The organism is Streptomyces sp. NPDC045956 (genome assembly GCF_056430705.1).
Map to the genome: position 1 here is coordinate 341,974 of NZ_JBWKKZ010000002.1, position 17,824 is coordinate 359,797.

Genomic DNA, 17,824 nt, shown 5'->3' on the forward strand with positions numbered 1-17,824 from the left:
ATCCGCGTCACGGGCCGGCACGTCCGTACGTGACGTACACCTCGGCGGCTCATCCGAACGGGCTCCGCTCCAGGGAGGCGAGCAGGGCGGCCGGGTCGGCGTACACCGCGTCCGCTCCCGCCTCCTCCAGGTCGGCGCGGGGCAGACCGCCGCACAGCACGGCCACGCAGCGCACCCCGGCCCGGCTGCCCGCCCGCATGTCCCAGACGGTGTCGCCGACGAACACCGCCCGCTCGGCCGGCACCCCCACCAGGTCCAGGGCGTGCTCGACCGGCTCGGGGGACGGCTTGCCCGCGTCGACGTCGTCGGCGCTCGCGGTGGCGGCGATCGCGTCGTCCGCGTCGATCGCCCGCCGCAGCGCGCCCAGCTCAGGTCCGCCCGCGGAGGTGGCGAGGACCACCTTCCACCCGTCGCCGGCCAGGCGGCGCAGCAGCGCGCCGGCGTCCGGCAGGGCCGGCAGGCGGTCGAAGTACTGCCCGTACAGCGCCTTGTGGGCGGCGCTCAGCTCCGCGTCCCGGTCCGTGTCCCGGTCCTCGCCCAGCAGATGCGCGACGAGGTCGGTGGAGGGGAGGCCCACGGCCCGGTGGACGGCGTGCATCGGCACCCGGTGCCCCGCCTGCCGGAACGCCTCCCACCAGGCCGTCACATGCAGGTGATTGGTGTCGACGAGGGTCCCGTCGACGTCGAACACGGCCGCCCGTTCCATGCACTGTTCCTCTCGTGGTCCGTGGGATCGTCCGACGGGTACCACGTCAGCGGCCCGCCACTCCGGACGGCGTGCGCCCCTCGCGGGTCCAGGCCAGCAGCTCTTCCCGCGACCACGTGGTGACCACACGCTCGGCCGGCACCCCGCACTCCTCGGCCCGCGCGCACCCGTGGATCTGCCAGTCCAGCTGACCGGGCGCGTGCGCGTCGGTGTCCACGGAGAACAGCGCGCCCGCCGCCACCGCCCGGCGCAGCAGCCGGCGCGGCGGGTCGAGCCGCTCCGGCCGGCTGTTGATCTCCACGGCCGTCCCGGACTCCGCGCAGGCGGCGAACACCTCGTCCGCGTCGAACTCCGACTCCGGCCGCCCCCGCCCGGTCAGCAGCCGTCCGGTGCAGTGCCCGAGGACGTCCGCGTGCGGATCGCGTACGGCGGCCACCATGCGGCGGGTCATCGCACGGGCGTCCATCCGCAGCTTGGAGTGCACGGAGACCACGACCACGTCGAGCCGCTCCAGCAGTTCCGGCTCCTGGTCGAGCGAACCGTCGTCGAGGATGTCGCACTCGATCCCGGTCAGCAGGCGGAACGGCGCCCAGGTCTCGTTGAGCGCGGCCACCACGTCGAGCTGCTCGCGCAGCCGCTCGGGGGAGAGGCCGCGCGCCACCGTGAGCCGCGGCGAGTGGTCGGTCAGTACCGCCCACTCGTGCCCGAGCGCCGCCGCGGTCCGGCCCATCTCCTCGATCGGACTGCCGCCGTCCGACCAGTCGGAGTGCAGGTGGCAGTCCCCGCGGAGCCGTTCCCGCAGGCGCTCACCGCCCTCGGCGAGCGGGGCGTCGGCCCCGCCCTCCAGCTTCGCCAGATAGCCCGGCACCTCCCCGGCCAGTGCCTCCCGCGCCACCTGCGCCGTCTTGGGCCCAATCCCCTTCAGCGACTCCAGGGAGCCCGCCCGCTCGCGCAGCTCGGCGGCCGACAACTCGCCCAGCACCCGGGCCGCGGTGCGAAAGGCGCGAACCCGGTACGTCGGCTCCTGGGACCGCTCCAGCAGGAACGCGATCCGCTCCAGCGCCTCGACGGGCTCCATCGGCGCCTCCTCCCGCTCCGTTCCGGACTGCCACCGCGGCGGCGGAGCCTTCCGCGCTCCCGCACACTCCTGCGGCACGTCCAGGGTTCCCCAGCCGCCGGGGCTCCGCACCAGGGGCGGCCGGTTTGTCCGCACCGGACCCGGGTACTGCGACGCCCCGCGCGCCGCTCCGAGCGCGGGGCCCGGGAACCGAGGAGCGCCGAAGAGGAGGTCCGTCATGCCCACCCCCAGCCCGTCCGACGCCAAGGTGGCCGTCGTCACCGGCTCCGACTCCGGCATCGGCCGCGCCACCGCCGTACGCCTGGCCGAGGCGGGGATGGACGTCGGCGTCACCTGGCACACCGACCGGGAGGGCGCCGAGCGGACCGCGCGGGAGGTGCGGGCCCTGGGCCGCCGGGCGGAGACCGCCCGGGTCGACCTGACCCGGCTTCCCGAGGCCGCGGACACGGTCGACGCGCTGTGCGAGCGGCTCGGCCGGATCGACGTCCTCGTCAACAACGCCGGGACCGGCACCGCCACGCCCTTCCTCGACCTGGGCCTGGACGACCTGCGCCACGTCCTCGACGTCGACCTGGCCGGTCCCTTCCTGTGCGGGCAGAAGGCAGCCCGGCGCATGATCCGGCAGGGGGAGGGCGGCCGGATCGTCAACGTGACCTCTGTCCACGAGCACCAGCCGCGGGTGGGCGCCGCCCCGTACTGCGCGGCCAAGGGCGGGCTCGGCCTGCTCACCCAGGTGATGGCGATCGAACTGGCCGAGCACGGCATCACGGTCAACGCGGTGGCGCCCGGCGAGATCGCCACGCCCATGACCGGCCAGGAGGACACCGACCCGCACACCGAGCGCCGTCCGGGCGTACCCCTCGGGCGGCCCGGCGACGCACGCGAGGTCGCCGCGGTGATCGCCTTCCTCGCCGGGCCCGACGCCGGCTACGTCACGGGAGCCTCGTGGAGTGTGGACGGCGGCATGCTCCGGATGGGCCCGATGGCCGGTTCCCATCTCACGAGCGACGCCTGGCGGCGGCCCTGAGCGGGAGCGGAGGGCCCGGCCTACCCTCGATGCATGACCGAAATCGACACCCCGCACATCGGCAGACCGCGGATCGTCGTGCTCCGGGTGCAGCCGGGTACGCCGCCGTTCCGGATCGTCGAGATCGACGGCCAGGTGGTCGGTGAGGCCAGGGCCGTCACCGACGTCCTGGAGGCCGCCGCGGCCTTCGGCATCACGGTCCACGACCTCGACGATCCGGACGTGGTCCGCTGGGTGGGCGGCGACAAGTTCACCTGGAAGCCGCACTGAGGCCCGCCCGACGGCGCCCCGTCGCCCGGTGGGCGGCCACGGGAGGCATCGGACGGGCCCTCGCCGCACCCGGGTGTCTCAGCCGACCGTCCACTTCTGGTTGGCTCCGCCCGTGCAGGTCCAGATCTGCAGCCGGGTGCCGTTGGCCGAGTTGTTGCCCGCCACGTCGAGGCACTTGTCGGCCTGCGGATTGACGATGTCGCGGGCGCCGGTGACGACCCAGCGCTGGGCCGCGCTGCCGTTGCAGTCCCACAGCTGGACCACCGTGCCGTCCGCCGTTCCGCCGCCGTTGACGTCCAGGCACTTGCCGAGCGCCCGGACCGTGCCGTCGGCGCCCACCGTCCACCGCTGGGCCGCCGTGCCGTTGCAGTCGTAGAGCTGTACGGGAGTGCCGTTGGCGGAGTTCGCCGCGGCGACGTCCACGCACTTGCCGGCCAGGCCGCGGATCGCGCCGCCCGTGCCCGAGTCGCTCGTCGTCACCGACACGTGGTCCACCACCAGCGACTGCGGGAAGGCCGTCGAGGCGTCCGGGTCGCCGGGCCAGTAGCCGCCGACCGCCAGGTTCAGGATCAGGAAGTACGGCCTGTTGAACACCCACTGCTTCCCGCCCAGGTCGGCCGGGGTGCGCCGCTGGTAGACGTTGCCGTCGACCGACCAGGTGATGGAGTCGGGCGCCCAGTCGACGGCGAAGGTGTGGAAGCCGTCGGCGAAGGCCTGGCCGCCCGGCAGGGTGTAGCCGGCGCCGATGCCGCCGGCGCCGGAGTAGCCGGGGCCGTGCAGCGTGCCGTGCACGGTGGAGGGCTCGAAACCGACGTTCTCCATGATGTCGATCTCGCCGGAGTCCGGCCAGTTGACCGGGGTGCCGAGCATCCAGAACGCGGGCCACATGCCCTGTCCGCGCGGCACCTTCATCCGGGCCTCGACGTGTCCGTACTGCGCCGTGAACCTGCCGGAGGTGTTGAGCCGGGCCGAGGTGTACTGGCAGGTGCCGTACCAGCACTGGTAGTTGGCCGGGTTCTCCTTGCGGGCTGTGATGACCAGCTGGCCCTGGCCGTTGAGCGCCGCGTTCCGGTTGCCCGCGGTGTAGTACTGCCGTTCGTGGTTGTTGACGTTGTCGCCGGTCTCGATCTGCCACTTGGAGGAGTCGACGGCCGCGCCGGCGGGTCCGTCGAAGGTGTCGGAGAACGTCACGGCCGCGGGCGCGGCGGCGGCTGATCCGGCGGTTTCGGGACCGGCCTGCGCCGGGCCGGACACCAGGGAGGCGGCCAGCCCGGCGGACAGGGCGGCGGCGAGGAGACATCTGCGGAGCAGGCGTGGACGTGCCACGGCTCTCCCTTCCGTACGGCGTCCCGGGGAGGGGAGCGCCGACCGAGGTGGGGGGTAAGGGTGTCTCCTCTTGATTTAAGTAGTGAGCTAAGGGGCGGTCAATACCTTGGTACGGACCATCTGACCTTCCCTCAGTCGCGGGGCTTGCGCGCGTGCACCGCGCGGCTCATCCGCCGGCCCAGGAGCAGGTAACCGATGAGCGCACCCGTGCTGTTGAGGATGACGTCGTCGATGTCGAAGGCCCGACCGGTCACCAGGGCGCCCTGGGCGAACTCGACCAGCAGCATCACGACCGCCGTCAGCAGCAGCACCCGCAGCAGCCCACGGGTGCGCGGGGCGACGACCGGGACCAGCACGCCGAAGGGGACCCCCAGCAGGATGTTGCCGCCGATCTGCTTGACGGCGTCGCGCAGCGCGGGCTGGTCCAGATAGGCCCTCAGCGACCTGCCGGGGTGCATGTTGGTGTGCGTCAGCGCCTCCGACGCGGGGGAGGGGTTGAGTGTCAGTCGCGCCAGCACCACCGCGAACGCCACCATGAAGACGAAGGCGCACGCCGTCGCCAGCAGGCGCAACGGGAGGGGGAGCGGGCGCCGTTCGCGACGGTCGGGCCCCTCCGCCTTGGTGGTGCGGGGTCGCGGTGTCTTGGCGGCGCGGGGGCGCAGCAGGGAACGCGGCCCCGAGGCGGCACGAGCCATTCGGTCCTCCAGTCGTCACAGTCTTCGCGTGGTGGGCCGGTTGCCCGCCGATTCGCCGAGGATGCCGGTCGGGCCGTGGGGTCCGGTCCAGGGACCCGGCCGCGTCCGCCTCCTCCGTTTTCCCCCGCCCGGCCGGGACACTCCGGTCGCCGCCGGGCCCTCGCCGCCATGGCCGGACGGGTGCTCAGGACCCGTAGGTCACCTGTACCTTCTCGAAGCCGAGCGAGCGCAGCAGGCCCCGGAGCATCGCCGTGGTGTTGGTCTCGGCGCGGGCCCTGAGTTCGCTGTCCTTCGCCGCCTCGCCGATGTGCCGGGCCGCCAGCTTCTGCACGGCCTGTTCACCGTTGGGGTTGTCCGAGAACAGGTCACCGAGGCGGTCGAGGAGCCCGCGCTGCTTGGACACGGCGTACGAGCGGTCGGGGTCGAGGGCCGGCTCACCGAGCGCGGCGTGCGGCAGCCGCAGCGTGGCCGAGGTGCGGTCCTCGTCGACCGTCACGTCGTCCTCGGCCACCTTCCCGAGGTCGACGTAGGCGCCGACGGTGCCCGCCCCGACGTACAGGGTGCGGCTGCCGCGGATCGCGTCGGGCAGGAACTTGGTGTCCTTCTCCAGGTCCACGACGACCTGGAAGTTGCCGGACGCGGCCTCGTAGCGGCTCATGTCCTGGATGGACTCCAGCAGCGCCGGACCCGAGCGGTCCTGGGTCTCGGTGCCGAACAGGTCTTTGAGCCCCGGTACGACACTCAGCCGCAGTCCCGCGAACAGCACGACGAGCACCAGCACGAGCGCGCCCAGCACCTTCGCCCAGCCGGGCACCCGCCCGGGGAGCTTCCTGATGGGAGTCGTCATGGCGACGGCCCTCCTTCCTACTGACCTGATGCCCTCCATCTCCCCGGGCAGACCGGGGAGTTGGCGGAGCCCGGAGCGGCGGCGGGGGAGCGGAGGAGCGCGCGATGGCCCACGTCAGTGCGGCGGCTTCAGCGGACGGTCCCCGGACGGCCGGGAGGACCACACCGCCTCCCCGCGCGTGAGGCCCGGCAGCGCCAGCTCCGCCTCCCGCACCCGCCGGGCCGGCAGCTCGCCGGTGACCAGCCAGCCGTCGGCGCGGCCGGCCGTGCCGGTGAACCGCGCGCCCAGCGAGGCGAGCCGGGCCGTCACGGGCGCCAGCGCGTCGGGGGGCACCTCCGCCTCGAACGCGTGGAGCGGCTCGTACAGCCTGGTCCCGGCCCGCTCCAGGGCCCGCCGCAGCACGATCGGGACCAGCCCGCGGAAGTCGGCGGCGGTGCTGACCGGCGAATCGAACCCGGAGCGCGTCAGCGTGACCCGGTAGTCCGTGACCGGCGCCCCGGTCAGACCGGTCAGCAGGGTGGCGTGAACCGTCTCCTCGACGGCCTGGTGGAAGGCGCGGGGGAGGGCGCCGAGTTCCGTCTCGTGGGCGAAGACCCCGCCCGAGCCGTGCGGGCCCGGCTCCACGCGCAGCCCCACGGTGGCCCAGTACCGGGTGCGGTCCAGCCACGGCATCTCCTCCGCGGCCTCCCCGGTGCCGGCCGGACGCTCCAGGAACCGGGCGCGGCCCGGTGCGAAGTCCGCCTCGATGCCGTAGTCCTCCGCCAGCGTCGCCGCCAGCACCTCCATCTGGACCTCCCCGTACAGGAGCAGCGCCGTGGCGCCCGACGCCACCGGCCGGACGTGCAGCAGCGGGTCCTGGTCGGCGAGGGCCAGCAGGGCGGCGCGCAGCGCCGCGGCCTGCCCGGGGTGCCGGGCCCGGGCCAGGGTCTGCAGCGTCGGCGGCGCGAACTGCGGGGCCCGGTCGGTCCGGGCGCCGAGCCGGTCGCCGACGCGCAGGCCGCCGGGCACGGTGAGGGCCGCGATGTTGCCGGCGGTGAGCGTCCCGGGCCCGCCGATCACGTCGAGGCGGGTCACCCGGCCGAAGACCTCGGTGGTCCGACCGTCGGCCTCGCGCCGCAGGAAGGTGAGCCGTTGGCGTGGGCGCACCTCACCGTCGTGCAGCCGCAGGTACGCCGTCCGCTCGCCGTCGGGTGCGGGGCGCACGGCGAAGACCGTGCCGCGCGGGCCCGGGGAACCGGCCGCCGGGCGACAGGCGGGCGGGACCAGCCGGACCAGGGTTTCGACCAGCTCCGCGACGCCCTGCCCGCCGAGGGCGGAGCCGTGGTGCAGCGGGTGGAAGGAGCCGTCGGCGGTGCGGGCCGCGAGCGCGGCGGCCAGCTCCCCGGCGGTCGGTGCGGGGCCGTCCACCAGCGCGGCCAGGATGTCCGGGTCCACCTCGGCCAGCGCCTCGGCGGTCCGCCCGTCCGGCGGGCGGAGCGTGACGCGCGCGTCCGCGGTGCCGGCGTCCGTGACCCCGGTCAACGGCGCGACGTGCGGAGTCAGCAGGCGCCGGACGTCGGCGAGCAGCTCCTCGGTGCGCGCCCCGGTCCGGTCGATCTTGTTGACGAAGACGAGGGTGGGCAGCCGCAGCCGCCGCAGCGTGCGCATCAGCACCCGGGTGCGCGCCTGCACGCCCTCGACGGCGGACAGCACCAGGACCGCCCCGTCGAGGACCTCCAGGGCGCGCTCCACCTCGGCGACGAAGTCGGAGTGCCCCGGCGTGTCGATCAGGTTGACCTGGGTGTCGCCGGCGGTGAAGGCGGCGACGGCGGAGCGGATGGTGATGCCGCGGCGGCGCTCGATCCCGCCGTCGTCCGTGCGGGTGTCGCCCGCGTCGACGCTGCCGAGCCGGTCGACGGCGCCGTGATCGAAGAGGAGCCGCTCGGTGAGACTGGTCTTACCGGCGTCGACGTGGGCCAGGATGCCGATGTTCAGGGTGTTCGGGACGTGCATGCGGTGTCGAGTCCTCGGGAACCGTGGGCCGGAAGGGGCACTGGGTGATTCCGAGGAGTCGGCGCATGCGGGGGATCCTGACCTGAGGGGACGCGGGCGGCCCTCATCATGGCCCCGGCCCCCGGGGCCGCGGCAACCGAATATCCGTAAGCTGAGGCTCCCGGCCGGACAGCATCCGGACAGGATCACGCGAGGAGCGTCCGTGCGAGACATCGCCGTGTTCAGCGGTAGCGCCCACCCCGAGCTGGCCGAGGAGGTCTGCGCGCACCTGGGCGTACCTCTCAGCCCCACCCGGGTGAGCCGGTTCGCCAACGACTGCCTGGAGGTGCAGCTGCGGGCCAACTGCCGGGAGCGGGACGTCTTCCTGGTGCAGCCGCTGGTCAAGCCGGTCCAGGAGCACCTCGTCGAGCTGCTGCTGATGTGCGACGCGGCCCGCGGGGCGTCGGCCGGACGCATCACCGTCGTCATGCCGCACTACTCCTACGCCCGCTCCGACAAGAAGGACGCGCCGCGCATCTCGCTCGGCGGACGCCTCGTGGCGGACCTGCTGGTGGCGGCCGGCGCGGGCCGGGTGCTGGCCATGACCCTGCACTCGCCCCAGGTGCACGGCTTCTTCTCGGTCCCGGTCGACCACCTGCACGCGCTGCGCGAACTGGCCGCGCACTTCCGGCGGTACGACCTGTCCCGCACCACGGTCGTATCGCCGGACCTCGGCAACGCCAAGGAGGCCGCCGCGTTCGCCCGGATGCTCGGCGCCCAGGTCGCGGCCGGCGCCAAGCAGCGCTACGCCGACGACCGGGTCAGCATCAACGCCGTGATCGGGGACGTCGCCGGGCGCGACGTCATCGTCCTCGACGACGAGATCGCCAAGGGCAGTACGGTCCTCGAACTCCTCGACCGGCTGCGGGAGGCGGGGCCGCGCACCATCCGCCTGGCCTGCACGCACGGGCTGTTCGCGTCCGGCGCCCTCAAGCGGCTCAGCGACCAGCCGGACGTGCTGGAGATCGTGTGCACCAACACCGTGCCGGTGCCGGCCGACGACCACACGGAGAAGCTGCGCGTCCTGTCGATCGCCCCCGCGCTCGCCGAGGCGGTGCGCCGCATCCACAACGGCGAGTCGGTCAGTGCCCTGTTCGACCCTCCGCCGGGCGGGTGACGCCGAGCACCTCCTCCAGGGTGGCCCGCGGGGGCAGCAGCCGGGCGAGGCCGGTGATCCGCAGCATGCGCAGGGTCAGCGGGTGGGTGCACACGAGGTGCACCTGCCCGCCGTGGTCCAGCGCCCGGCGACGGGCCCGGTACAGCAGTCGCAGGCCGGAGCAGTCGAAGAAGTCGACCCCGCCCAGGTCGAGCACGATCCGGGCGCCGGGGCGCCCCGCCTCCCGGTCCAGGAGCGGGGCGACCTCCGCGGCCGACGCGATGTCGATCTCACCCCGGAGCTCCAGCACCGTGTGCCCGCGTTCGTGGCGCACGTGCAGATGCCGGGTGGACGACGCGGGTTCCTGCCGCACGGCGACCTTGCCTCCAGCCTGTTCCGGTGGCTCAACTGATGACTCCGCCCCGGAAGTTACCCCGATCGAGCGAGTTTGAGCATGTTCGAATGACATATGTCATCGAGATTTGCTCACAGGTCGATCAGTCGACCACGAGGACGATCTTGCCCGTGGTGCGGCCGGTCTCGCCCAGCGCGTGCGCCTGCGCCGCGTCGGCCAGCGGGAACGTCTCCGCGACGGTGGCCCGCAGCTTCCCGGACTCGGCCAGCCGGGCGATCTCCCGCATGTCGGCCCGGTCGGCGTCCACGAGCATCCGGACCGCCCGCACGCCGAGCCGCTCGGCCTCCTCGAAGAACTCCTCCGAGCCGACCGGCAGGATCGACACCACGATCCCGCCCGGACGCAGCACACGCAGCGAACGCAGGGACGTGTCACCGCCGATCGTGTCCAGGACGACGTCCACGTCCTTCACGGCCTCGGCGAAGTCCGTCTCCCGGTAGTCCACCGTCTCGTCCGCCCCGAGGGAGCGCAGGAACTCGTGCTTGGCCGCGCTGGCGGTGCCGATCACATGGGCACCCCGCGCCTTGGCGATCTGCACCGCCACGTGTCCCACCCCGCCGGCCGCCGCGTGGATCAGCACCCGCTGCCCCGGCCGGACGTCCGCCCGCTCCACCAGGGCCTGCCACGCCGTCAGCGAGACCAGCGGGAGCGCCCCGGCCCCGACGTGGTCGACCCCGGCCGGCAGGTGCACGAAGGTGCGCGCGGGGGCCGTGACGTACTCCGCGTGGGAGCCGTGGCCGAACGGGTAGGAGAGCATGCCGAAGACCTCGTCGCCGGGCCGGAACGCGGCGACGCCGATCCCCACCGCCTCCACCACCCCCGAGACGTCCCAGCCCAGTACGAAGGGCGGCTCGCCGAGGAAGCCGCCGTTCGCCCGGTGCTTCCAGTCGGTCGGGTTCACCCCGGCGGCCCGCACCCGGACCAGCACCTCGTTCGGACGGGGCTCCGGGCGCTCGACCCGCACTTCCTTCAGGACCTCGGGACCGCCGAGGACGTCCTGGCTGATGGCTCGCATGGTGTTCACGTCGCTCATGGTCACCCAGCTTGCCTCGCCGCGCCACGTCGGGGAGACGGTGCGGTCGCCCGCTGCGGGAACGTGACGGGATCCTGACGTCCGCGGCACTCCGAAACTGATCTCCCAGGGATCCCGGCCGATGACTCCCCGGCGCCGGCGCACCCAAGTCCCGCGCGCGACGGGCGAGTCGGAGCCGCGCCGCCTCGTGCGCGACGGCCCTGGCCGCCCTCCGACTGATTCGGCCGGGCCGGGATATCCGCAAGGTACAGGGCGCGGGACACGTACGCCCCGCGGCCCCGAATCCTCCGGAGGAGACATGGCACTGGTCAACGCGGGCGTCGTGGTGCTCGACTGCGCCGAACCCGAGCGGCTCGCCGAGTTCTACAAAGAGCTGCTGGGCGGGGAAGAGACCGAAGCGACCGCCAACCGGATCGAGATCCGGGGAGCCGGCGGCTTCCGCATGGCGTTCCGGCGTGACGTGAACGCCACCCCGCCGAGCTGGCCCCGCCCCGAGAACTCGCTCCAGGCACACCTGGACTTCGTCGTGGACGACCTGGACGAGGCCGAACGCGGGGTCGTGGGGCTCGGCGGGCGTCCGCTGGAGGCCAAGGACGCGCCCGGCCCGTACGAGGAGCGGGGCTTCTCCGATCCCGCGGGTCACTCGTTCACGATGCGCCGCGGTGTCGCGCCGACGGCACCCAAGCAGGGCTGACCTGCCGGGTGCCGTCGGCGACGGGGAGGGCCGGGCCCCTGGGGTCCGGTCAGTCCCGGCCGCCCTTGCCGTCCGTCGGCCAGACGCCCGTCGAACGTTCGATGGCCTTGGCCCCGGTCCGGTCCACCGCACTGCGCACCGCGGCGAAGATGGCGCCCTGGATCGCGGCGGCCAGCAGGATCTCCCCCCAGCCGCGGTCCGGGTCCAGCGCGTCGGGCGCGTCGTCCTCGTGCCGGAGCACCTTCCACGTCTTCTGGAAGGCCATCCCGGCCAGCGCGCCGCCCGCCCAGCCCAGCACGAAGCCGACGGGCTTGTAGGCGAGGGGGAGCGTCTTCTTCTTTTTCTTGCCCACGTGGGTCTCCTCGGGTTCGGATGCGTGTGTCGTCGGTCGGTCGTACGGTCAGGGCCCGCCCGGTGCCGGGACCGCCTCGTCGGCGCGGACCGGCGCCGGTGGGGTCCCGTCGCCGAACGGCCGCCCGCCCAGCTCCTGCCGGTGATGGGGCGTGAGCCAGCCGGAGAGGTCCGGGCCCAGGGGCACGACGGCGGTCGGGTTGATGCCGGTGTGCACCTGGTAGTAATGGCGCTTGATGTGGTCGAAGTCGACGGTGTCGCCGAAGCCGGGTGTCTGGAACAGGTCGCGGACGTACCCCCACAGCACCGGGTTCTCCGTCAGCTTCCAGCGGTTGCACTTGAAGTGACCGTGGTAGACGGCGTCGAAACGCACGAGTGTGGTGAACAGCCGGATGTCCGCCTCCGTGATCGTGTCACCGACCAGGTAGCGCTGCCGTTCCAGCCGGGGCGTCAGCGCCTCCAGGCGTCGGAACACCCCCGCGCACGCCGTCTCGTACTCCTCCTGACCGGTGGCGAACCCCGCCCGGTAGACGCCGTTGTTGACGTCCTCGTAGACGTCCGCCATCACCTCGTCGATCTCGTCGCGCAGGGCGTCCGGGTACAGGTCGGGTGCCCCCGGCCGGTGCAGGGACGTCCACTCGGTCGCGAGGTCCAGGGTGATCTGCTGGTAGTCGTTGGTGACCAGCTGCCCGCTGGGCACGTCCACGACCGCCGGCACACTCACCCCGCCCGGGTAGCCGGTCTCGCGTCGGTCGTAGGCCTCGCTGAGGAAGCGGATGCCGAGCACCGGGTCGCGGCCGTCGGGGTCCAGGGTGAAGCGCCAGCTGCGGTCGTCCTGGAGGGGGTCGGCGACGGCCAGGGACAGGGCGTCCTCCAGCCCGAGCAGCCGTCGTGAGACGAGGGCGCGGCTCGCCCACGGACAGGCACGGCTCACCACCAGCCGGTAGCGGCCGGGCTCCACGGGCCAGCCGTCCCGGCCGTCCGCGGTGATCCGGTCCGCGAAGTGGCTCCTGGACCGCTTGAACGCCTTCCTGCCGTAGCCGCTGTTGCCGGGCGTTCCGCCGTCACCGCTCATGGCCCCGCCTTCCGGTCGTTCGTGTGCTCCCCAGGACGCGTTCCCCGTTTTCGGCGGTCGGCACTGGTGGGCCACCCACAAGGCGGGTGTGAGCCCGGCCGGCCGAGGGCAGTCGGGCCCTCGTGACTGGGACAGCTTCGGAAGACAAGAAGGACTACGGGACCGACCACGGGACCGACCACGGGACGGCGCGCGGGAGCGACGGCACGGACCACGGGACGACGGCGCGCGAGACCGACGCCGGTGCCGACCGCAGGACGCGTGTCACGGTGCTGGTCGCGCTCGCGGCCAACCTGGTGATAGCCGCCGCCAAGGCGGTGGGGGGACTCGTGGCGGGCTCGCCCGCGCTGCTGTCGGAGGCGGCGCACTCGGTGGCCGACAGCCTGAACGAGGTCTTCCTGCTCGCCGCCCTGCGCCGCAGCCGCCGCCCCGCCGACCGCCGACACCCCTTCGGATACGGCAAGGAGCGGTTCTTCTGGTCCTTGCTGGCGGCCGTCGGCATCTTCGTCATGGGTGGCTGCTTCTCCTTCTACCAGGGGGTCGAGGCCCTGCGCACCGGCGCCCAGGAGGAACTCGGCGGCTACGTGGCCGGGCTGATCGTGCTCGGCGTCGCCCTGCTCGCGGAGGGAGCCTCCCTGCTGCGCGCCCTCCACCAGGTGCGGAGCCAGGGCGGGCTCGCCACCGGGCTGCGCGACCCGGCCCTGCGCACGGTCGTCGCCGAGGACGGCACCGCGGTGCTCGGCGTGACCCTCGCGATGACCGGCATGGCCCTGCACATGGTCACCGGACAGGTGGTGTGGGAGGCCTGCGCCTCGCTCGCGATCGGCGCGCTGCTCGTGTTCGTGGCGTACCGGCTGGGCCGCGAGGCCCGCGACCAGCTGATCGGCGAGGCCGCCGACCCGGAGGCCAGCGGCCGCATCCGGGCACTGCTGTGCGCACAGCCGGAGATCGACAGCGTCGAGGCCCTGTTCACCATGAAGACCGGGCTGGACTCCACCCTGGTGGCCGCCCGCATCGACCTGGTGCCCGGTCTGGACAGCGAGCGGGTGGAGGAGGTCGCCGTGCGCATCAAGGGCTCCATCGCGCGCACCGTGCCGGAGGCGCGGCAGATCTTCCTCGACGTCACCGACCGGATGGCCGAGGAGGCAGCGGAAAGCCCCGCCGCGACGGGGGAGCGCGGCGGGGCCTGAAGCACGCGTTCCCGGCATCGACGGGACCATGCGCACGGCTTCGGAGAAACTTCCGCCCGCCGGCTCAGTCCCCGTCGACCGGGTCCAGGACGAACACCGGGATCTCCCGGTCCGTCTTCTTCTGGTAGTCGGCGTAGGGCGGGTACGCCGCGACGGCACGCTCCCACCACTCCGCCTTCTCCGTGCCGGTGATCTCACGGGCCGTCATGTCCCGTTTCACCGGGCCGTCCTGCAACTCCACGTGGGGGTCGGACTTGATGTTGTGGTACCAGACCGGGTGCTTGGGCGCCCCGCCCAGCGAGGCGACCACGGCGTAACGGCCCTCGTGCTCGACGCGCATCAGCGGCGTCTTGCGGATCTTGCCGCTCCGTGCGCCCCTAGTGGTGAGCACGATGACCGGCATCCCCGTGTCCATCAGGGTCGTGCCCTTGGTACCGCCGGAGCTCTCGTAGAGCTCGACCTGTTCGCGCACCCACTGCGTCGGGCTGGGTTCGTACTCGCCGTCAAGAGGCATGGCATCCGTCCCATCATCGCGTCGTACGGCTGACCGGCACCGCGGTGGATCCGGCGGCGCCGCGTCCATCCTTACCGCATTACCCCCGTGCACTTCCCGCGGCGCAATGACCTCACGCGTCATCGCGCCACCGGCGGCCGTGCGGCACAGTCGTCCTCGTCCGCACGACGACCCACCCGAAGGAGACGCCGGCCATGACCACCGCCCCCGGTGACGTGACGACCACCCGCGCCACGGTCGAGGAGCTGCTGCGCCGGATCGCGCAGGGCGACCCGGACCGGATCGCCGAGCTGTACGACGAGTCGGCCGACTGGCGGCTGAGTTGGCCCGAGGACGAGCACGGCCGCGCCGCCACCCCCTGGATCCGGCACCGGCGCACCCGGGCGGACGCCGCCGACCACTACCGCCTGCTCGCCGCCCACCACGTGCCGGGCGGGGCGGACACCCGCATCGAGCGCGTCCTGGTCGACGGGGAGGACGCGGTGGTGCTCGGCGAGATCCGGCAGACCGCCGCGACCACCGGGCGCTCCTACCGCGCCGCCTTCGCCCTGCACCTGACCGTGCGGAGCGGCCTGGTCGTCCGCCACCACGTGTACGAGGACAGCCTCACCGTGGCCCGGGCGTTCACCCCCTAGGACCGTCCGGCGTACGCACCCGCCACCGACCCGGCCGCACGTCACGTCGCCGTGTCGACGCCCCGGACGGCATCCGACGACGAGGGCGCGCCCTCCTCCGCCCCCGCGGCGGCCAGCAGGACGCGCGCCGCCTCGCGGGCCTCCCGGGCGGACCCCGTGCCTCCCGCGACGCCCGCCGCGACCATGGCGCCCTCGGCCAGCAGGAACAGCTGCCCGCCCACCGCGGCGGGCAGTCCCGCGTCGGTCGCCAGGCGGTCGAGGAAGGCGCGGAACGCCTCCTTGTGCGCCCGCACCCGGTCCGCCACCGGCGCCGAGGTGGCTCCCAGTTCGCCGTACGCGTTGATCCACGCGCAGCCGCGGAAGCCGGGCTCGGCGAACCACTGCCCCAGCCAGTCGAAGACGGCCAGGATCCGGGTGCCGGGCTCCGGGTGCCGCTCGACGTACTCCGCCAGCCGTCCCCGCCAGCGGACGTCACGCCGGTCCAGATACGCCACCACCAGCTGCTCCTTGGCCGGGAACAGCCCGTAGAGGCGCTTGAGGGAGACGCCGGAGTCGCCGCGGACGTCGTCCATGCCGACGGCCTGGACGCCCCGCGCGTAGAACAGCCGTTCCGCCGCGTCCAGCACCCGCTCGCGGGCGGCCTCGCCGTCCATGGTGACCCCTTACCGGAAGCGCCGTGTGCCTCACGCGCGCTCCGACCTGCTTCCTTGACGGGAGAACGCGCGTTCTCCTACGGTAGCAGCCGTGCATGAGAACGAGCGTTCTCCGCCGCTCTTCCCGGAGGTTCCGCCATGACGACCGACCGTCCGCCCCTGCCGCCGTTCACCCGCGAGACCGCCGCCCGGAAGGTGCGGGCGGCCGAGGACGCCTGGAACACCCGCGACCCGCACCGGGTCGCGCTCGCCTACTCCGAGGACTCGGTCTGGCGCAACCGCGACACGTTCCTCACGGGCCGCCCGGCCATCGTCGAGTTCCTCACCGCCAAGTGGGCGCGCGAGCACGAGTACGCGCTCCGCAAGGAGCTGTGGGCCTTCGACGGCAACCGCATCGCCGTCCGCTTCCGCTACGAGTCCCACGACGCCGACGGCCAGTGGTGGCGCTCCCACGGCAACGAGCTGTGGGAGTTCGACGAGCACGGCCTCATGACCCGGCGGGAGGCGAGCATCAACGACGTCCCCATCGAGGAGTCGGACCGCAGCATCCGCGGCCCCCGGACCGTTCAGTAGGGTTCCGGGGTGAGCGAACAGGCCGGGAGCGCCGCGAGACCCTTCCTCTACGTCGTCGTGTGCGCCGCCGGAGTGGCCTCGGGCGTCCCCGCGTTGATCACCGCCGCGCGGCAACGCGGCTGGGAGGTCGGGGTGTTCGCGACCCCGGTCGCCATGGACGGCTTCTTCGACGCCGCCGACGTCGAGGCACGGACCGGCCGCCCCATCCGCTCCGCCTGGCGCCGCCCCGGCGATCCGCGGCCCTTCCCGGCGCCGGACGCCGTCGTCGTCGCGCCCGCCACCTTCAACACGGTCAACAAGTGGGCGGCCGGCCTGGCCGACACCCTGGCCCTGGCCACCCTGTGCGAGGCCTGCGGACTGGGCGTCCCCGTCGCCGTGCTGCCGTGCGTCGCCGACGCGCTGGCCTCCCACCCCGCGTACCGGGAGAGCCTGGCCCGACTGCGCGGCATGGGTGTGCGCTTCGGCGACCCGTACGCCGGGGAGGCGGCCGCGGACGGCACCCGGCCCGACTTCGCCTGGGAACAGGCGCTGGACCTGCTCGAACCGCGCTGACCCGCCCGCCCTTCGAGTCCGCACGAGGACGTACGCTCGCGACTGTCACCGATGATCCCGAAGACAGGAGCAGCAACGATGCAGTACGTGAAGCTCGGCTCGACGGGCCTGGACGTCTCGCGGATCTGCCTGGGCTGCATGACCTACGGTGTGCCCGACCGCGGCACGCACGAGTGGACCCTCGACGAGGAGGCCTCGCGCCCGCTGATCCGGCAGGCGCTGGACGCCGGCATCACCTTCTTCGACACGGCCAACGTCTACTCGGACGGCACCAGCGAGGAGATCGTCGGCAAGGCGCTGCGCGACTTCGCCCGCCGCGACGACATCGTGCTCGCGACCAAGGTGCACGGCAGGATGCGGCCCGGAACCAACGGCGGCGGGCTGTCCCGCAAGGCGATCACGACCGAGATCGACCACAGCCTGCGCCGCCTGGGCACCGAGTACGTCGATCTCTACCAGATCCACCGCTTCGACCCGCACACGCCGGTCGAGGAGACGATGGAAGCGCTGCACGACCTGGTCAAGGCGGGCAAGGTCCGCTACCTCGGCGCCAGTTCGATGTACGCCTGGCAGTTCTCGAAGATGCAGTACACCGCCGAGCGGCACGGCTGGACGAAGTTCGTGTCCATGCAGAACCACTACAACCTCCTCTACCGCGAGGAGGAGCGGGAGATGCTGCCGCTCTGCGCGGACCAGGGCGTCGGCGTGCTGCCCTGGAGCCCGCTCGCCCGCGGCCGCCTCACCCGCGACTGGGACACCGCCACCGAGCGCAGCGCCACCGACAACTTCGGCAGCACCCTCTACCAGGAGGGCGACCGTGCCGTGGTCGACGCCGTCACCCGCATCGCCGGCGACCGCGGCGTGCCGCGCGCGCAGGTGGCCCTGGCCTGGCTGCTGCACCGGGCCGCGGTGACCGCGCCGATCATCGGCGCCTCGAAGACGCGGCATCTCGAGGACGCCGTGGCGGCGGTCGAACTGACGCTGACCGAGAAGGAGACCGAGGAGCTGGAGCGGCCCTACGCGCCGCACCCGATCGCCGGTCACTGATCCCCCGGGGGCGCCC

General features: G+C 73.4%; 21 protein-coding genes. 9 read left to right on the forward strand and 12 right to left on the reverse strand.

Annotated features, from left to right (window positions below; genetic code table 11):
• Positions 1-49 precede the first annotated feature (49 nt).
• On the reverse strand, positions 50-706 hold the full coding sequence (locus AC07FV_RS07230) for an HAD family hydrolase (protein WP_479085327.1): 657 nt from the start codon (positions 704-706) through the stop codon (positions 50-52).
• 46 nt (positions 707-752) lie between these two features.
• The gene (locus AC07FV_RS07235; protein WP_479085328.1) at positions 753-1,784 is read right to left on the reverse strand and encodes a PHP domain-containing protein; all 1,032 of its coding nucleotides are present in this window, start codon (positions 1,782-1,784) and stop codon (positions 753-755) included.
• 217 nt (positions 1,785-2,001) lie between these two features.
• On the opposite strand from AC07FV_RS07235, the gene AC07FV_RS07240 reads away from it, so the two are divergent.
• Both AC07FV_RS07240 and AC07FV_RS07245 read left to right on the forward strand, forming a co-directional pair.
• Complete coding sequence (locus tag AC07FV_RS07240) at positions 2,002-2,811, forward strand: SDR family oxidoreductase (RefSeq protein WP_384697308.1); 810 nt, start codon at positions 2,002-2,004, stop codon at positions 2,809-2,811.
• A 33-nt stretch (positions 2,812-2,844) separates the two neighbouring features.
• On the forward strand, positions 2,845-3,081 hold the full coding sequence (locus AC07FV_RS07245) for a hypothetical protein (protein WP_479085329.1): 237 nt from the start codon (positions 2,845-2,847) through the stop codon (positions 3,079-3,081).
• A gap of 78 nt (positions 3,082-3,159) precedes the next feature.
• Here the strand turns inward: AC07FV_RS07245 and AC07FV_RS07250 are convergent, their stop codons facing one another.
• The 4 genes from AC07FV_RS07250 to otr(A) all read right to left on the reverse strand — a co-directional run bounded on the left by AC07FV_RS07250 (position 3,160) and on the right by otr(A) (position 7,941).
• Positions 3,160-4,407, reverse strand: a complete 1,248-nt coding sequence (locus tag AC07FV_RS07250) for an RICIN domain-containing protein (protein ID WP_479085331.1) — start codon at positions 4,405-4,407, stop codon at positions 3,160-3,162.
• Between the two features lie 131 nt (positions 4,408-4,538).
• Entirely contained in the window at positions 4,539-5,102 is a 564-nt protein-coding gene (locus AC07FV_RS07255; protein WP_479085332.1) for a VanZ family protein, read from the reverse strand.
• 184 nt (positions 5,103-5,286) lie between these two features.
• Complete coding sequence (locus AC07FV_RS07260) at positions 5,287-5,949, reverse strand: DUF4230 domain-containing protein (protein WP_479085333.1); 663 nt, start codon at positions 5,947-5,949, stop codon at positions 5,287-5,289.
• 114 nt (positions 5,950-6,063) lie between these two features.
• Positions 6,064-7,941, reverse strand: a complete 1,878-nt coding sequence (otr(A), locus tag AC07FV_RS07265) for a tetracycline resistance ribosomal protection protein Otr(A) (protein WP_479085335.1) — start codon at positions 7,939-7,941, stop codon at positions 6,064-6,066.
• 202 nt (positions 7,942-8,143) lie between these two features.
• Between otr(A) and AC07FV_RS07270 the strand changes: the two genes are divergently transcribed.
• Positions 8,144-9,097 carry a ribose-phosphate diphosphokinase gene (locus AC07FV_RS07270; RefSeq protein ID WP_361015077.1) on the forward strand — a complete coding sequence of 318 codons (954 nt, stop codon included), beginning with the start codon at positions 8,144-8,146 and terminating at the stop codon, positions 9,095-9,097.
• Here the strand turns inward: AC07FV_RS07270 and AC07FV_RS07275 are convergent.
• Entirely contained in the window at positions 9,063-9,449 is a 387-nt protein-coding gene (locus tag AC07FV_RS07275) for an anti-sigma factor antagonist (RefSeq protein WP_479085336.1), read from the reverse strand. The genes AC07FV_RS07270 and AC07FV_RS07275 overlap by 35 nt on opposite strands.
• 124 nt (positions 9,450-9,573) lie before the next feature.
• Complete coding sequence (locus tag AC07FV_RS07280) at positions 9,574-10,524, reverse strand: NADP-dependent oxidoreductase (protein ID WP_479085337.1); 951 nt, start codon at positions 10,522-10,524, stop codon at positions 9,574-9,576.
• A 298-nt stretch (positions 10,525-10,822) separates the two neighbouring features.
• Here AC07FV_RS07280 and AC07FV_RS07285 point away from each other — a divergent pair, with 298 nt between their 5' ends.
• The gene (locus AC07FV_RS07285; protein WP_479085338.1) at positions 10,823-11,218 is read left to right on the forward strand and encodes a VOC family protein; all 396 of its coding nucleotides are present in this window, start codon (positions 10,823-10,825) and stop codon (positions 11,216-11,218) included.
• A 49-nt stretch (positions 11,219-11,267) separates the two neighbouring features.
• On the opposite strand, the gene AC07FV_RS07290 is transcribed toward AC07FV_RS07285, so the two are convergent.
• A complete protein-coding gene (locus AC07FV_RS07290) occupies positions 11,268-11,570 on the reverse strand; it encodes a DUF4235 domain-containing protein (RefSeq protein ID WP_053140797.1) in 303 nt (100 codons plus the stop codon).
• A 48-nt stretch (positions 11,571-11,618) separates the two neighbouring features.
• Positions 11,619-12,644, reverse strand: a complete 1,026-nt coding sequence (locus AC07FV_RS07295) for a glutathione S-transferase family protein (RefSeq protein ID WP_479085339.1) — start codon at positions 12,642-12,644, stop codon at positions 11,619-11,621.
• 269 nt (positions 12,645-12,913) lie between these two features.
• Between AC07FV_RS07295 and AC07FV_RS07300 the strand changes: the two genes are divergently transcribed.
• Positions 12,914-13,834 carry a cation diffusion facilitator family transporter gene (locus tag AC07FV_RS07300; RefSeq protein ID WP_479085778.1) on the forward strand — a complete coding sequence of 307 codons (921 nt, stop codon included), beginning with the start codon at positions 12,914-12,916 and terminating at the stop codon, positions 13,832-13,834.
• A 64-nt stretch (positions 13,835-13,898) separates the two neighbouring features.
• Here AC07FV_RS07300 and AC07FV_RS07305 read toward each other — a convergent pair whose 3' ends face one another.
• Positions 13,899-14,348, reverse strand: coding sequence for a nitroreductase family deazaflavin-dependent oxidoreductase (locus AC07FV_RS07305; protein WP_391970670.1), 450 nt, complete (start codon positions 14,346-14,348; stop codon positions 13,899-13,901).
• Positions 14,349-14,542: 194 nt separating this feature from the next.
• Between AC07FV_RS07305 and AC07FV_RS07310 the strand changes: the two genes are divergently transcribed.
• Positions 14,543-14,983, forward strand: a complete 441-nt coding sequence (locus tag AC07FV_RS07310; protein ID WP_479085340.1) for a nuclear transport factor 2 family protein — start codon at positions 14,543-14,545, stop codon at positions 14,981-14,983.
• A 41-nt stretch (positions 14,984-15,024) separates the two neighbouring features.
• Here the strand turns inward: AC07FV_RS07310 and AC07FV_RS07315 are convergent, their stop codons facing one another.
• Entirely contained in the window at positions 15,025-15,636 is a 612-nt protein-coding gene (locus AC07FV_RS07315; RefSeq protein WP_479085341.1) for a TetR/AcrR family transcriptional regulator, read from the reverse strand.
• 138 nt (positions 15,637-15,774) lie between these two features.
• Here AC07FV_RS07315 and AC07FV_RS07320 point away from each other — a divergent pair, with 138 nt between their 5' ends.
• The 3 genes from AC07FV_RS07320 (at position 15,775) to AC07FV_RS07330 (ending at position 17,808) form a co-directional block, all read left to right on the forward strand.
• Complete coding sequence (locus tag AC07FV_RS07320; RefSeq protein ID WP_479085342.1) at positions 15,775-16,209, forward strand: nuclear transport factor 2 family protein; 435 nt, start codon at positions 15,775-15,777, stop codon at positions 16,207-16,209.
• Between the two features lie 9 nt (positions 16,210-16,218).
• Positions 16,219-16,761, forward strand: a complete 543-nt coding sequence (locus AC07FV_RS07325; RefSeq protein ID WP_479085343.1) for a flavoprotein — start codon at positions 16,219-16,221, stop codon at positions 16,759-16,761.
• A 78-nt stretch (positions 16,762-16,839) separates the two neighbouring features.
• Positions 16,840-17,808, forward strand: coding sequence for an aldo/keto reductase (locus tag AC07FV_RS07330; protein ID WP_479085344.1), 969 nt, complete (start codon positions 16,840-16,842; stop codon positions 17,806-17,808).
• Positions 17,809-17,824 lie beyond the last annotated feature (16 nt).